Source organism: Paenibacillus turicensis, from assembly GCF_017873435.1.
In the GTDB taxonomy this organism is placed as follows: domain Bacteria; phylum Bacillota; class Bacilli; order Paenibacillales; family Paenibacillaceae; genus Fontibacillus; species Fontibacillus turicensis.
Genome location: NZ_JAGGKG010000019.1, coordinates 15,544 through 30,372, shown reverse-complemented (window position 1 = coordinate 30,372; position 14,829 = coordinate 15,544). Strand labels below are relative to the sequence as shown.

Genomic DNA, 14,829 nt, shown 5'->3' with positions numbered 1-14,829 from the left:
AATGGTTTGTTCCTCAAGTTGTACAACCCTTCTCATAGTACCAATTCAGGTACGTTATTCCTATTCTATTGACCCAAGAGTATGAACGTTGCATTCATTTTCTGATTCAACTGGCGCGGTCTAGGAACCGCAAGGATGAAAGAGAGGCAGGGCTTTTATCGTTTTAGAAAAGTAGTAAGGTACTTGTACGCAGGATGGAACACCACTTGTCTGTGTCAGCAGACAATTACAAATATAGTCTTTTACTACAGCGCCTGAAGAGTGATTCTTCAGGTGCTATCCATTTATGCATAATTTTTTATAGTTATCCTCACACTAATGATGTCTTTTCAAATCAATATCTAAGGAGTGTTACCTATGCGTGAAGGCTTGATTCCAACTGTTCTAGGAGCTGTTGTATCTGCATCTGCCGCATCACTACTTGGAAGCAAGTATAAGCTTGCTGCTACCGGCATATTAGGTTTTGGTCTTGCACATATTGTGCTTGGCACAATCGATCTAATTGAGCATCGGGATTAGTCGATTTGAAGACAAACATGGCATGTTACTTTCTAAAGTGATATGCCATGTTTTTATTTTAAAATAAATAATGCTTGCTTTTAATTAATTGATATACATATAATTGTTATAGCAACTAATTATTAGCGTGGAGTGATATACAGATGGATACAACACAATCGATTGGCCATAATCTAGCAAATACAGGTCGTAAGGTTACGCAGCATCTGACACAATTATTCGAACAATATGGTATAACCTCTGAACAATGGTATGTCCTGCATCGGTTAACAGAAAGGGATGGGATTACACAACTTGAGCTCTCTAAAAGAACAGAAAAGGATCCCACTAACATTACAAGAATATTAGATCAGCTTTCACGTAAAGGATGGATCGAGCGTAAAGCTAATGCATTAGATCGCAGGTCTTATCTTCTTTATGTGACCCCCTCTGGTGTCACCTTAAGTCAACTCCTATCCCCCATTGAAAAACAATTTACGGACAAGCTTGCCGCCTTATTAACACCAGAGCAGTTAGATAATTTGAAATTATCGTTACATATGATTAATCAGTATTTAAACAGTACGAAATAATATCCAATTAGTAGCTTAAACTCCACGATTACACTATAGAAAGCTGAGATTATTTTGAACGAAACTAAATTATGGAACCGCAATTTTATTTTGATATGTTTAACTAGTTTTTTTATTTTTATTAGCTTTTACATTTATTCCGTTACCTTACCTGTGTATGCCACAAATGAGCTAGGCGCAGGCAAGCAAACAATGGGGCTTGTAATTACAGTATTTATTATTGCTGGCGTTATTTTTCGCCCACTAACAGGTAAGGCACTAAACAAATTTAATAATCGAAAAATCGTTTTATTTTCAGTCGGATTATTTTTATTATGTAGCTTTGCTTACCTCCTCTCTTCTTCGTTTGGCAGTATGCTGGTACTTCGTATTATTCATGGTGTTGCGTTTGGGATTGCAGCTACAAGCACCTCTGCGATTGCAATCCGCTTTATTCCACAACACCGTAAAGGTGAAGGAATTGGCTATTTTACTTTGTTCATGAGCTTAGCCATGGTGTGTGGGCCATTTTTAGGGTTAACGATCAGTTTACACTTTAGCTATATGATCTTATTTGCATGCTGTATTATTTTCTCGTTATTAGCCTTTGTTTTTGCTTGTATGCTGGAAATCCCTGCTCTTGAATCGCAATTTTCTGCGACAGAGCTAAAAGGCTGGCGTTCCTACATTGAGCCAAAAGCAATTCCTATTTCGATTACGGGTTTTGTACTCGCCTTTTCATATGCAGGCCTCGCCACTTATATTTCAATTTATGCAACAAATCTTAATCTCGAAAGTATAGCAAGCTATTTCTTTGTTGTATTTGCCATACTGATCTTGGTTTCTCGTCCATTTACAGGACGTATTTTTGATAAATATGGAGAACATTACCTAGTGTATCCTGGCTTAATTTTATTTGCGATAGGGATGTTCGTCTTGAGTCAATCCTCTCAGGGGACTAGCTTCCTCACCTCCGGTGGGATCATCGGATTAGGTTATGGCGCATTATTGCCAAGCCTACAAACAATTGCAATTCAAGCTGCACCGATGAAACACAGCGCCTTAGCTACAGGAACGTTTTATGTCTTCTTTGATTCAGGTTACGGTGTTGGATCGTATCTGCTCGGAATGATCGCATCTAGTACAAGCTATGGTCATATGTACTTTATTTCAGCGATCATCGTTGTATTTGTTATCGCACTCTACTATTTATTACATCATCGAAAACAAAGCAAGGAGCTCTCACCATTAGAAAAAATACAAGATGTGCAGATATAATTAAATGCTAGTTCATACAGTGGTATTGTGGTATAATATAAAGAAGAAAAGCATACGTGTATACTGGTGGAGCCTGTCATGCAGGGTTCGCTATGTCTTTTTTTAGGACCCTGTTTACTCAGGGTCTTTTTTGTTGTGCATTTATTGTGCCTAACTACTGAGTAAACAAAAAATATTCTTTTTTGCATATACACTGCTTTAGATATAGAAGGGAAGTGGAGAATTTGGAATTTATTTTAGCTTTAGCACTGATTCTTTTTGCTACAAAAATCGCAGGAACATTATCGGTTCGCTTAGGTCAGCCGGCTGTACTTGGCAAGCTGATTTCAGGGGTTATTTTAGGTCCCGCTGTACTAGGATGGATTGTGCCTAGTGATTTCATTCATTATTTCTCACAAATTGGTGTATTACTGCTCATGTTTATTGCCGGTTTAGAAACTGATCTAGAGCAATTTCGTCAAAGCTGGAAATCATCACTTGCTGTAGCCGTTGGTGGTGTTATTTTCCCAATGATCGGAGGATATAGTCTTGGCATGGCATTAGGCTGGTCGACAGAGCAAGCTTTATTTTTAGCATTAGTCATTTCCGCAACCTCTGTGAGTATATCCGTTCAAACCTTAAAGGAAATGAATAAGTTAAATTCCAAGGAAGGCACAACCATTTTAGGCGCCGCTGTAGTGGATGATATCCTCGTTGTAATATTACTAGCTGTAACGATGAGCTTCTTTGGAGCAGGTGAAGCTGTTTCCATTCCATCGCTATTGTTGAAAAAGGTTCTCTTTTTCGCTGTCATTATTGCCGCAGGCTGGTTTATTGTGCCACACATTATGAAATGGATGTCTAAATTTAAAGTGACCGAGACTGTTGTGAGTGCCGCTATCTTCATCTGTCTTGGCTTCTCCTATTTTGCCGAGATGATGGGTGTTGCTGGCATTATTGGTGCATTTGCCGCTGGGATTGCTATCTCTCAAACGAGTTATAAGCATACGGTAGAAACCAAAATTGAACCGATTGCCTACACATTGTTTGTACCTGTTTTTTTCGTCAGCATTGGATTAGATATTTCATTTGCAGGTTTAGGGGAACAAATCTGGTTCATTGTTATACTAACCTTGATTTGTATCTTCACAAAGCTGATTGGATCAGGACTTGGGGCCAGATTAACAGGCTTTAACCTCCGCCAATCGATGGCCATTGGATCTGGTATGATTTCCAGAGGTGAGGTGGCTCTAATTTTGATGACATCTAGTACAGGATCTCACTTATTAACAGGGTCTACCTATACTTCAATTGTACTTGTTGTCATTATTACGACATTGGTAACTCCTCCTTTACTCAAGAAAACATTTCAAGTCCGTCCAAATCAACCGAAACCAATTGAATCCTCCTCTCGTAGTGTATAGAAAGAACAAGGGGATGTGTAGCTATGCAATATCATGTTGGAAATACAAAAATCTTTTGTCCTTGCTGTAGAAACGATTCTTTCGAACTCGATTACAGACAGCTTAACACCAAGGGTGCTACTTTTTTTGGACTTGACTGGGCAAATCGGAGCGTAGCCATTTTAATTTGTCAGCAATGCTCTTATATCTCATGGTTTATGGCTGATCCGATGGAAATTAGATAAAATTATAATTAGCAAAAACGACTTTCACTAGATGGAGGTCGTTTTTTTATTCCAAGTATTGCACTATTCCGGTGCTGCAGACGGAAGATTTTAAGAAAAAAAATACCTGTTGCATATTATCCCTCATATTGCGTAAAATAAGAACATACATTCGTATTGAGGAGATGTAACTATGTACGGAACAGCAGAAGATATGTATTACGTGAAACTATATTTATTGTTGCCTTTAGTACTAACCGCGTTTGAGCGCGATAAAAATTTAGCGACTACCACATTTAAAACACCAGAACCTTATTTAAATACAATTGAACATGCAATGCGTAGCGTTGAAAAGGATTTAAAGAATGTCAGAGCTTATTTTAGACAAAAGGGAATTAAAGTCTATAAGGAAAGTCGTCATCTTAAAGGCGTTCACGCCGAATATTTATGTAGAGGATATCATTGTGAAATGAATTTATTAAGTGAGATGGTAGCCACAGAATGTAGAGTACTTATGGAGAAATATTTAGGCTTAGATATCGGCAAATATAGAAATAAAAACATACCTGCGGACTTGCAGGAATTTAGTATGTATCAATAGGTATGCTATCTCTCTCCCAAGGAGGTTATTTATATGAGTAAAAAAGATGTCTATCGATTCTGGGCATTATTTGATACATCCAATGACGGAATTGCAGTTAGCTTTCCTGACTTACCAGGATGCTTTACTTCTGGAGATACTGCTGACGAGGCATATGCTGCAGCACGTGAGGCATTAGAAGGTTTTTTATACTTGATGGAGCAAGACAAAGAACACATTCCTACACCGTCACCACTTGATATTATATTAAAGCAAGCTGATTCTAATGAAGCTGCTTGTGAAATTCAAGTTTATATGCCTACTTTAAGGAATGCTATGGAGTCTAAAGCCGTAAAGAAAACACTTACTGTACCAAAATGGTTAAATGACGAAGCTGAGCGCCAGCATCTTAATTTCAGTCAGGTACTTCAGGAAGGATTAAAGCGGAGTCTTGGCATTGATAAACATCAAGTTTAAGCAAATAACTAGTTTATCTTTTAAAAAATGCAGAAAAAGGAACCCCTTAAGGTTTCTTTTTCTAGTACCACATACAAATCAGCTCTTTGCAAAAGTTGGCTTCATTCGTTCCAACGAAACCATCATTATAATCTGGTTCAGTCACGAGTGACGAACTCAGTACGATTCCCAGCTACATCGTAAATAATCTCAAATTTTTGCCCAGTGGCGTCATTTTTACTATAGCTTTTCTAACACAGAACGGAGCTTTTGCTCCGAGGTGCTTACCTTGTCCCGTCGATCGTCAATTTTAATGGAAGTCGAGACTCTTCCTACCCCCTGATCAAATGGAGCTTCGTGAAGTGCGCGAATGGCTGCAAATACATCATCCAGCTCCCCTTCAATAATGGTACTCATCGAGGTGAGTTGATATTGGATTTTGGGCTGAGTCTGCAATACACGTTGTAGCTGTGCCACATATTCACTTAAGCTCGTTGAGCCTGTCCCTACTGGAAGAACCGTCACTTCTGCAATTGCCATGTTTGATTCCTTCTTTCTATTTTATTTTCCGTCTATTTTCATTAATCTTATTTTACCACTTCATGTCCTTCTCTCCTACTTTTGCACTTACAAATTAAAATTATTTTAGTGTAGAAAATATAATTTGTATTATTTTGTCACAATAAAAAGTTCACAATTATTTAACGTTTCCACCAGCCCTATGAGGACAAGCTCTGCCGCGATTTTACCAAACCATTTCCAGCAGATTTAGGGGAAAGTCCTATTTACTTCACAATATGTATGGTTGTATAGTTATCTCAAATACTAAATGTAGTGTTTATTCACATTAACTTAACTATAGCATTTTCAACTAGACCTACGTTGGGAATGCTCATTTATATGCCTAATTTTAGTTTATATGTAGATAAGGAGGCAGTTGGGGAAATGGCATTGTTAAACCATGTATATCCAAGCCAAGAGGAAATTTTAAGTGAGATCGTCAACATCGGAGAGGAAATTATCGATAGTCGGAATATTGAATTGCTACGTGAAAATGCGAATTTAAATGGGGAAAGCTTCTCTGGAAAAATGAGCAAAATGGGTAGCGAATATGCAAAATGGTATGCGGAGCATTTCATTATGCCCAAACCATTAGTGCAAGCGATTAAAGATAATATCGTCTACGTCCACGATTTAGATCAATACGCGATCGGGACCACAAACTGTATTTTTATCCCATTTAGCAAATTGTTGCAGCAGGGCTTTAATACAGGTAACGGTAGTGTACGTACACCTAATTCGATTATGACGGCAATGGCTTTGGTTGCGATTATTTTTCAATCCCAGCAAAATTCCCAATACGGCGGTGTCTCAGCGAATAAACTAGATTTTGATCTTGCACCTTATGTGCGTAAATCTTTTCAGAAATATTTCCTTAAAGGGTTAGACTATTTCGAAGAATTAGACTCGTTTGAACAAATAACTGCTGATTCGACTGAATTAACATCCCAATACGACGTCTTGGGTGAGATTACAATGAGTCGAACAGATTTAGAGCAAGCTTATCCTAGAGCCTTCCGCTATGCCCTCAAGGAAACCAAAAGCGAAACACTTCAAGGGGCAGAAAGCTTAATTCATAATTTAAATACGATGTCTAGTCGTGCTGGTGGGCAAATTCCGTTTACAAGCATTAATTATGGAACCGACACCTCTCCAGAGGGCCAGTTAGTTATTTCCTCATTACTTGAAGCGACGATTGCTGGACTAGGTAGTGGTGAAACACCTATTTTTCCGATTCAAATTTTTAAATGTAAGCAAGGGATTAACCAATCACCCGGAGATCCTAACTATGCTTTGTTTTTGAGAGCAGCAGAATGCTCATCCAAAAGAATGTATCCTAACTTTGCAAATGTAGATGCACCACTTAACCTGCAATATTATAAAGCAGATGATCCAGATACAGAATTTGCTACAATGGGTTGTCGTACACGAGTACTAAGTGACCGTTTTGGTCGTAATCATTTGTCTGGCAAAGGCAATCTGTCCTTTAACACCTTAAACTTAGTTAAGCTTGGCATTGAGCATGGAACCGTTTTGGGTCATCGTAAGGAAGCAGACGAACGTGGATTTTACAAGGAGCTTGATTTTTATCTCAATATTGCAATGGAGGGCTTACTGCACCGCTATCGTATACAGCAATCCCAAAAAGCAAAAGCCTCTGACTTTATGATGCGTGAAGGGGTCTGGGAGGGTGGCGAGCAGCTATCTCCAGAGGACCGAGTTGGTGATCTAATTAAGCATGGTAGCTTATCTATCGGCTTTATCGGGTTAGCTGAATGCATGAAAGCAATGTATGGTAAGCATCATGCAGAAGATGAGCAGATTTATCATAAAGCGTACAATTTAATTAAATACATGCGAAATTACTGCGATTTGCAAAGTGAACGCCACAATTTAAACATTACGTTATTTGCTACACCTGCCGAAGGCTTATCTGGTAAATTTACAAAAAAAGATCAATTAACCTATGGCGCCATCAAAGGGGTAACTGACAGAGAATATTATACGAATTCATTCCATGTTCCTGTCTATCACACCGTAAGTGCAGCGCGGAAAATTCAGCTTGAAGCTCCTTTTCATGACTTATGCAACGCAGGAGCCATTTCCTATATTGAGCTAAACGGGAATGCACGTAACAACCCTGAGGCATTTTTACGAATTATTCAATACGCACTAGAGCAAAATATTAGCTATTTCAGCCTTAACCATCCGATTGACCGTTGCTCTGCTTGTGGATATGAAGGTATTATTGGTGCCAATTGTCCTGCTTGTCAGCGTTCAGAAAAGGACGTGCATATTCGCCGTTTACGCCGTGTGACAGGGTATCTTACTGGTGACTATCAGACTCGCTTTAATGCCGCGAAGCAAGCCGAGGTTCGCGATCGTGTGAAGCACACTACATGAACATCTGTGGCTATTACCCTGAAAGCATTAACGAAGGAGAGGGCTTAAGAGCCGCTTTATTCGTTAGTGGCTGTCGACATTATTGTAAAGGCTGCTTTAGCGCCGCCACCTGGAATTTTAATTATGGCGAGCCCTTCACACCACAACGAGAGCAGGAAATTATTGAAGACATTGCAAGCAATCCATTGCTAAGTGGAATTACTATTTTAGGTGGAGATCCATTTTTTTCATCTGCTGAGGTTAGCTTATTTATCGATCACCTGCGGGAAGCAGTACCCAACATTTCCGTGTGGATTTATAGTGGCTATACGTTTGAGGAGCTTATTGAGGATTCACACTCTGAGGAATATGCACTGTTAACACGTTGTCAGGTCATTATAGATGGTCGATTTCAACAGGACCTTCTAGACACAAGCCTGTTATATCGCGGTAGCTCCAATCAACGTATCATCGATATTCCTGCCAGTCTCCGCACTAGATCAATTGAATTGTGGCAACCAAAAACTACCTTCTAATGTTACGATATTTATGAAGCTATTTATTAAGTTACTTATAAAATAAACCATTAATTGTTATAACTAAAAGGAGATTCCTAATATAACTGGAATCTCCTTTTTTCACGTAAAGCTTACCAATATAAGTTTATGCTTCGTTTTTAAATTAGTGGATGACAACTATCCCAAACTAGCGAAGGGACAGGGGATTCTGGAGAAATGGAATGTCCGTCTTTAAAACCAGATTTCAACGTAAAAATAAAAATATAAAGGAATCTGGTTTTAACAACGGTCGGAAGAACTCCCTGTTCCATAGCCTCCATCTCCATTGTTGTCAGCCACTAATTTTAATGAAGCCTCAACCTGATGCACACTATTTAATTTTAAAGTGCTGCATCCGATCCACTAGCTCCGCAACCATCATATTTAACGCTTCCGCTGACGATGTAATCTCCTGCATGGATGCTAACTGCTCCTCTGAAGCGGCAGCTACGTTGGTCGAGTTCTTAGAGGCATCCTCAGCAATGCGAGCTAATTCATCTACACTAGCAGCGATTTCCTGAGAGCTTGCGCTCATTTCTTCTGCCGCAGCGGATACCTCTTGAATTTGATCATTAATATCTGCAACTTCATTCATAATTTCAGTAAATAATACACCGCTATCTGTTACAGAAGCTACACCAAGCTTAACCTGATTCACACCTTCATGCATAGCTTGAGAAGCTTCTTGCGTCTCTTCACGCACGGCATAGATAAGCTCAGCCACTTCCTCCGTCGCCTGCTTACTTTGCTCAGCTAGCTTACGAACCTCCATCGCAACAACTGCAAACCCTTTGCCTTGCTCGCCGACACGAGATGCCTCAATCGCTGCATTTAAAGCGAGTAAATGCGTTTGCTTGCTAATCCCAGATATAAGGTCTATAACCCCACCAATTTGCTCTGAACGGCGGCTAAGCCCTTCTACTAATTTACCTGTATTAATGACAGATTGCTCAATGCTTTCCATTTGCGTAACCGCAACTGTAATTTGCTCATTTCCTTTTACCGTTTGATCCGCTACACCGTTAGCAGATTGAGATAACTTCGAAGAGGAGTCGGCAATCTTTTGTACCCCTGTTGCCATTTCCTCCATCGCGGTTACTGTATCTGTCGCGTACCGACTTTGTACCTCAGAACCCGCCGCCACCTCTTGGGCTGATTCTGCAATACTTTCAGATGCTTTGTTTGTCTCTTCGGCCGAATCTGACAATTGCTCCGCAGTCATATTAAGCGCAACCGTAAGATCCGCAATCATCTCAAACATTTCTCTTAACTTCTCGGTCATACTATTGAAATAAACCGCCATTTTTCCGAACTCATCTTTACCCTTGATTTCGAGCTTCTGTGTTAAATCTCCTTGTGCAATTAAACCAAGCTTGGTTACAAGCTGCTTCATATTACGTACAACCATACGATGAATGGCAAACGCTAAAATACCACTAAAGAGCACAACCGCTAACAGACCAATAGCAATTGAAATATTTCTACCGTTGATTAACTCCTTCATCACCTCAGACTTAGGAATAACAATTTGAGTATGCCACTTCACGTCACTGCCTGGCAAAGGGAAAGAATCAAAATAACGTTTTACATCAATTCCTTTAGAATTCACTCCATCCGCTGCAACTTGTTCTCCAGCAGCAACCTTTTGCCACAACTGCTTTTTCTCTTCGGTACTTCCATAAAATTTCCCAGTAGATTCAGGCTCATTTGGGTTGGCAACGTAATTTCCTTTATCAGTAATTAAAGAAATATAACCACCTAACGGTTTATATTTCGCCGCTTCACTTTCCAAATAATCTAATGAGATATCGGTCCCAACAATCCCTAAAAAATCCCCTTTTTCATTTAAAATTGGAACTGTAATAGAGAGCATTTGCACATCTTTTCCATTTATAGGATAAATATAAGGGTCCTTATAATACGTTTTCTTTGTGGTTTTTGGTGTTAAATAGTAGTCTCCTACACCTTCTTTTTCATAACCATCTAAAGGTCTAAACACAATATTTTGTCCGTCACGTACAATATAGGGTAGGAAGCGCCCAGTATCATTGTCATAAGATGTTTTGTTTACATTTTCATTGTCTTTTCCATCAAAGGCATCAGGCTCCCATAATGTATACAATGAAATTATGTTGGTTCTTCCCTTTAATTCTTTATCTAGCATTTCAACAATTTGGTCTCTATCAACTCCATTTTGCTGATAACTAAGCATAGAACGAGAAAGTGTCTCCATCAAGCTTTCAATCCCCGCGATTTGATTATTAAAATCCATAGTAAAGGTTTTTCCCGCGGAAATTGCTTCTGCTTCTGCCTTTTTCACACTAACATCACTTAATTTGTTAAGATTATAAGCAACTAATATTGAGCTAATGACAACAAATAATAGAATGGACAAGGAAATCAGTTTGGTTGCTAAAGATAAATTACGAAAAGATAAATTTCGGAACCACTTCATCTAGATGCACTCTCCAGTCAGGTTGGGATAAAAACTACTTAGGACTTGTATTTTTCACAAATTCATAGACTTGGTTAAGCTTGTCCTCTGTTAATTCTCCGCTATTATCAAATACCAAAATTGAAGATGAAGGGATATCCCAATTTACTTCAGGTACAAACTGAACCCGCTGTTTAAAATCATCCCAATGCTCTAACTTCCATGTATCTCTTTCTGTTTGGCGATCAACAATACGTTGACGTTGTAATTCCATGTCCTGTAAGGTCACGGCAATGACTTTCACATCTACTTCTTCTTTAGTCAGACCTGCAGCGGCGATAACTTCTTCGATCCAGCTTTTATTTTTTAGCTCAGCCGTGAACGGGGAAATCATAAAAACATTTTGGCCTGCTGCTAAATTTTCAATGCAAATATCTTTTGTTGTATCGTATTCAAGATCACGCAAATGCTTTTTGTAAAACTCAGAATCACGATCATTCACGTCCAAACCATTCATTTCTAACATCTTCTCCACAAATCTGCCACCTACTGTATCACGATCCAAAAATGCCGCAGACATACGGGTTGCAAGCGCACGAGCAACGGTTGTTTTACCTGTCCCAGCCACACCAACAAAAAATACTAGTTTAAGCATATGTACCCCCTATAGTTTATATTTCGGTAATAACTTTATTGTACTATCGCTTTACCTTGATTCCAACATAATAATTTCATCTTATTTTCAAAAATAGAGCAGGGCTTTTGCTTGAAATGTAATACCCGCTATGCCATAGTAAAGAAAGAAAACTCCGAAGGGATGATCTCCAAGGTGTCCTATCATATCCAAAAACCTAATCTACTTGATCAACAATTTCCTATATTTCTAATTATCGTAGGTCTATTCTTGTTCATCATGATTTATGGTATTACTAAATATTTAGCTGCAAAAAGACTTCATAATCAGTATGAACGGATGAGTGACACATTATCCTTATATGTAGAAGTATGGGGCACAATAGCAGATGCAACGCCTGAAGCCACTTATGAACAGTTACATTTAGAACAAAACAAAATATTAATTGCACTACATAAATGCAAGACATCTCCCCATATTAAACCTAACCTTCAGGGACAAATTGAACTATATATTCAAGAATCAACCCAAACCAGGTTGTATATGGTCAAGCAAGCACTTGAAGATGAAATTGAGGTTTTGCGGAAAAAACGACAAAATCTCCTGAAGCAAATCGAGTCTCCAAGCTTTGGTCAATTATTATGGCAGACCACTGCTCCGGTTATCCCTTGCTTGTTTGCAGTTATTTTATTTTTTGATCTCTATACTCTCTTAGAGCTAGTAGTGAATACGTCATGGATGTACCTAGGTGTGATAGAGCTTGAAGCGTGGCTTAGCTGGATCGGACTGAATATCGCTATTTTTGTAGCATATCCCTTATGTACAGCAAGGTTTCGTAAACTTCGTCACATTCTGTTGGCATTGTTAATTTCGGGATTAGGCATCTTAGGGACGATTATAGCTTTTACGTCACCCTACGTGGTTGGGCTACAAATTATACTTACTATCATTGGGTTAAGCATGACAGGGGAAAAACTGAGAAGAAAACGTCCCTTTGCAGGTATGACGCAAGTTACAAAAATAGAAGAAAACCCGAAGCCATTACAAGATAGAGCACTCCATCAGCCGCCATCTAGCAACAACTCCGAGCAGGAATAAGCATAATAAAATTTCATATAGGCTTGAAAACTTCTAAAACCAAGTGGTGTATACCCAGACTAACGCTGGTGCTAAAAATGACCCAACAATTGCGCTTAATGTCATCGCTACTGAGCTGACAGAGACAGTAGCAAGTCCATACTCATAACTCGTTGCGGTGCCAATGACGTGTGAGGCGGTTCCAATACCAACTCCACGTGCGACAAAATGATCGATCTTTAATACTTTTAATATGATGGAACCTAAAAATACACCTGTAAAACCTGCAATCATGACAAAAATAGCCGTTAATGTCGGGATGCCCCCAAGGTCTTGCGAAATCGTTACAGCAACAGCGGTCGTAATTGACTTTGGCACTTGGGCATACAATATTTCTGCTGGGAAGTTAAACATTTGTGTAAAATAAATACCGGTAATAATACTACCGATTAAGCCTACAATCACACCTGTAATAATCGGTACAAAATTACGTACTAACGTTTCCCTTTGCTGATATAGTGGGTAAGCTAGCGAAACCACCGCAGGGCCTAACAGCAAATTGATAAACTTGCCCCCTTGCATGTAGGTCGTATATGGAATTTCTAATGATACAAGGGTTACAACTAAAATAAAGGACACCGTAATAATCGGCATTAAAATGATATAATGGAATTTATTGTATACTCTACTCATTATTAGGTACAAAACAACAGTAATAAGCACGATACTAGCGGCAATGATGGATTGTATGATCATGATTACATTACTTCTCCTTCGCTTAACACCTTTTTACTACCCGCATTTCCCTCCAGCTTCTCTCTGCGTCTAACAACAAAATAACTGCTGGCGGCTGCAAAGGCTAGCGTAATCATAGAGCTCACAACAACGATAGGAATAAGCATAAGTCCTTTACCGTTGAATAATTCTAAATAATTCATAATCCCAACAGTCGAGGGAATAAAAAAGATCGGCATATACTTTTGAAAAAAACCTGTCCCACTCTCAATCCATTGGGGTCGTATAATTCCAGTAAGTAAACAAACAAAGAGTAGCAGCAAACCTAATATGCTCCCTGAGACGGGTAAGCTAAAGCTATGCTGAATCACATCCCCAACCCAATAAAAAGCATAAAAAATTGTTGACTGCAAAATTACTTTTATCCACTTCACTTCATGACGCTTCCTTTCATGCTGTCCTAGCATTCTATATCTATATACCTTAATATCAATTATTTAAAGCTTAAATTTGCCATCGTGATGGCTTGTCTGAACCTTGATTGAGCCTGTACGTAATTTTGTAGCAGCTTCAACTCAGTTAGTTTTGTCTCTGAGGTCCAAGCTGTCGATGATGGCTCATCCTGGATATCCTTTAAATAATTAATAATGGCCTTCAATGCTTGGTCTAGCTTCGCTGTAGCTTCTATCATACTCCTTATTGATTTCTCTGCAAGCTCATTATCTAATATTTCTTCATCTACTTGCTCTTTATTGCTTAACCATTGATTATATTTTAGAACACTGTCATGACTGCTAATATAAATCTTGTGCACTTCATTGTAGCTTAACTCTCTTAAATTAAGCTCATCAGCGCTATAATTCGTTATTAAGTTTGAAAATTTTGAAAATTGATACGATATTTCCTCTTGAGCGGCTTGAATAAAACGACCTTGTTCCAAATAGAGTTGCTGCTGCTCCTTAGATTTATCGATTTTCATCGTAGCAAATTGTTTATTAAATCGCTCATTTAAAACATCATATTTTTGAAGTAAAGCTTGCATTTTCTTACGGAATTGCTTTCGCTTTGATTTTGAATCCTCTGAACCTTTTGCTGTATCCTCAAATTTGGAGATATCATCCATTAACGCCATAAGCTCATCTATCGTTTGCGCTAAAGTAATTGTGGTTGTATCCAAAACATTAAAACGTGGCTGAGCTGCCGCTGATGCTACAACTAGATTAATCATGTTGTAATCTGCTTCCTTTATGGCTGGAAGAGGTTGTTTCCTATGTCCATCCTCTAAAAACGACTGATAAGTTTTCACATAACTATCATTAAATTGCTCCAGCCAATGACTAAATTTCGTGAATGCTGATCCTTTTTCCTCTGCTGCGATATCGTTAAATACAGAGCTCGAAACAACCTGCTTGCTCTCCTCCTGATTGGTCATAATTAGAATGAAACAAAGGAGAAAAAT

The 14,829-nt window shown here is 38.7% G+C and carries 16 protein-coding genes; 10 read left to right on the top strand and 6 right to left on the bottom strand.

Features of this window, described 5'->3' with window-relative positions; all coding sequences use genetic code 11:
• Window positions 1-357 precede the first annotated feature (357 nt).
• The 7 genes from J2Z32_RS17370 (at window position 358) to J2Z32_RS17340 (ending at window position 5,011) form a co-directional block, all read left to right on the top strand.
• A complete protein-coding gene (locus tag J2Z32_RS17370; RefSeq protein WP_210090456.1) occupies window positions 358-519 on the top strand; it encodes an asparagine synthase in 162 nt (53 codons plus the stop codon).
• 143 nt (window positions 520-662) lie between these two features.
• On the top strand, window positions 663-1,091 hold the full coding sequence (locus tag J2Z32_RS17365; protein WP_210090455.1) for a MarR family winged helix-turn-helix transcriptional regulator: 429 nt from the start codon (window positions 663-665) through the stop codon (window positions 1,089-1,091).
• 54 nt (window positions 1,092-1,145) lie between these two features.
• Window positions 1,146-2,348, top strand: a complete 1,203-nt coding sequence (locus tag J2Z32_RS17360) for an MFS transporter (protein WP_210090454.1) — start codon at window positions 1,146-1,148, stop codon at window positions 2,346-2,348.
• 224 nt (window positions 2,349-2,572) lie between these two features.
• Window positions 2,573-3,751, top strand: coding sequence for a cation:proton antiporter (locus J2Z32_RS17355; RefSeq protein ID WP_210090453.1), 1,179 nt, complete (start codon window positions 2,573-2,575; stop codon window positions 3,749-3,751).
• Between the two features lie 23 nt (window positions 3,752-3,774).
• A complete protein-coding gene (locus J2Z32_RS17350; protein ID WP_210090452.1) occupies window positions 3,775-3,975 on the top strand; it encodes a hypothetical protein in 201 nt (66 codons plus the stop codon).
• Window positions 3,976-4,147: 172 nt separating this feature from the next.
• Window positions 4,148-4,555 (top strand): YhjD family protein, encoded by a 408-nt coding sequence (locus tag J2Z32_RS17345; protein WP_210090451.1) that lies wholly within the window; start codon window positions 4,148-4,150, stop codon window positions 4,553-4,555.
• Between the two features lie 33 nt (window positions 4,556-4,588).
• Window positions 4,589-5,011, top strand: a complete 423-nt coding sequence (locus J2Z32_RS17340; RefSeq protein WP_210090450.1) for a type II toxin-antitoxin system HicB family antitoxin — start codon at window positions 4,589-4,591, stop codon at window positions 5,009-5,011.
• Window positions 5,012-5,230: 219 nt separating this feature from the next.
• On the opposite strand, the gene J2Z32_RS17335 is transcribed toward J2Z32_RS17340, so the two are convergent.
• Window positions 5,231-5,530 (bottom strand): MTH1187 family thiamine-binding protein, encoded by a 300-nt coding sequence (locus tag J2Z32_RS17335; RefSeq protein WP_210090449.1) that lies wholly within the window; start codon window positions 5,528-5,530, stop codon window positions 5,231-5,233.
• Window positions 5,531-5,935: 405 nt separating this feature from the next.
• Here J2Z32_RS17335 and J2Z32_RS17330 point away from each other — a divergent pair, with 405 nt between their 5' ends.
• Window positions 5,936-7,954: an anaerobic ribonucleoside triphosphate reductase gene (locus J2Z32_RS17330; protein ID WP_210090448.1), complete on the top strand. Its 2,019-nt coding sequence runs from the start codon at window positions 5,936-5,938 to the stop codon at window positions 7,952-7,954.
• Window positions 7,951-8,469 carry an anaerobic ribonucleoside-triphosphate reductase activating protein gene (gene nrdG / locus J2Z32_RS17325; RefSeq protein ID WP_210090447.1) on the top strand — a complete coding sequence of 173 codons (519 nt, stop codon included), beginning with the start codon at window positions 7,951-7,953 and terminating at the stop codon, window positions 8,467-8,469. Before J2Z32_RS17330 ends, nrdG begins: the two co-directional genes overlap by 4 nt.
• Before the next feature lie 352 nt (window positions 8,470-8,821).
• Here nrdG and J2Z32_RS17320 read toward each other — a convergent pair whose 3' ends face one another.
• The gene (locus J2Z32_RS17320) at window positions 8,822-10,945 is read right to left on the bottom strand and encodes a methyl-accepting chemotaxis protein (protein ID WP_210090446.1); all 2,124 of its coding nucleotides are present in this window, start codon (window positions 10,943-10,945) and stop codon (window positions 8,822-8,824) included.
• Between the two features lie 34 nt (window positions 10,946-10,979).
• Window positions 10,980-11,579: a P-loop nucleotide/nucleoside kinase family protein gene (locus J2Z32_RS17315; protein ID WP_210090445.1), complete on the bottom strand. Its 600-nt coding sequence runs from the start codon at window positions 11,577-11,579 to the stop codon at window positions 10,980-10,982.
• Between the two features lie 111 nt (window positions 11,580-11,690).
• Between J2Z32_RS17315 and J2Z32_RS17310 the strand changes: the two genes are divergently transcribed.
• Entirely contained in the window at window positions 11,691-12,656 is a 966-nt protein-coding gene (locus J2Z32_RS17310) for a hypothetical protein (RefSeq protein ID WP_210090444.1), read from the top strand.
• Between the two features lie 33 nt (window positions 12,657-12,689).
• Here J2Z32_RS17310 and J2Z32_RS17305 read toward each other — a convergent pair whose 3' ends face one another.
• From J2Z32_RS17305 to J2Z32_RS17295, 3 genes are read right to left on the bottom strand one after another with little or no spacing between them, the layout of a single operon-like run.
• Window positions 12,690-13,391: an LrgB family protein gene (locus J2Z32_RS17305; protein WP_245251566.1), complete on the bottom strand. Its 702-nt coding sequence runs from the start codon at window positions 13,389-13,391 to the stop codon at window positions 12,690-12,692.
• Between the two features lie 2 nt (window positions 13,392-13,393).
• On the bottom strand, window positions 13,394-13,804 hold the full coding sequence (locus tag J2Z32_RS17300; protein WP_210090443.1) for a CidA/LrgA family protein: 411 nt from the start codon (window positions 13,802-13,804) through the stop codon (window positions 13,394-13,396).
• A 59-nt stretch (window positions 13,805-13,863) separates the two neighbouring features.
• Window positions 13,864-14,802, bottom strand: a complete 939-nt coding sequence (locus J2Z32_RS17295; RefSeq protein ID WP_210090442.1) for a DUF3829 domain-containing protein — start codon at window positions 14,800-14,802, stop codon at window positions 13,864-13,866.
• Window positions 14,803-14,829 lie beyond the last annotated feature (27 nt).

Coding starts and splice junctions, on each gene's coding strand:
- J2Z32_RS17370 (WP_210090456.1), top strand. CDS start 358: ATGCGTGAAGGCTTGATTCCAACTGTTCTAGGAGCTGTTGTATCTGCA.
- J2Z32_RS17365 (WP_210090455.1), top strand. CDS start 663: ATGGATACAACACAATCGATTGGCCATAATCTAGCAAATACAGGTCGT.
- J2Z32_RS17350 (WP_210090452.1), top strand. CDS start 3,775: ATGCAATATCATGTTGGAAATACAAAAATCTTTTGTCCTTGCTGTAGA.
- J2Z32_RS17345 (WP_210090451.1), top strand. CDS start 4,148: ATGTACGGAACAGCAGAAGATATGTATTACGTGAAACTATATTTATTG.
- J2Z32_RS17340 (WP_210090450.1), top strand. CDS start 4,589: ATGAGTAAAAAAGATGTCTATCGATTCTGGGCATTATTTGATACATCC.
- J2Z32_RS17335 (WP_210090449.1), bottom strand. CDS start 5,530: ATGGCAATTGCAGAAGTGACGGTTCTTCCAGTAGGGACAGGCTCAACG.
- J2Z32_RS17330 (WP_210090448.1), top strand. CDS start 5,936: ATGGCATTGTTAAACCATGTATATCCAAGCCAAGAGGAAATTTTAAGT.
- nrdG (WP_210090447.1), top strand. CDS start 7,951: ATGAACATCTGTGGCTATTACCCTGAAAGCATTAACGAAGGAGAGGGC.
- J2Z32_RS17320 (WP_210090446.1), bottom strand. CDS start 10,945: ATGAAGTGGTTCCGAAATTTATCTTTTCGTAATTTATCTTTAGCAACC.
- J2Z32_RS17315 (WP_210090445.1), bottom strand. CDS start 11,579: ATGCTTAAACTAGTATTTTTTGTTGGTGTGGCTGGGACAGGTAAAACA.
- J2Z32_RS17305 (WP_245251566.1), bottom strand. CDS start 13,391: ATGATCATACAATCCATCATTGCCGCTAGTATCGTGCTTATTACTGTT.
- J2Z32_RS17295 (WP_210090442.1), bottom strand. CDS start 14,802: ATGACCAATCAGGAGGAGAGCAAGCAGGTTGTTTCGAGCTCTGTATTT.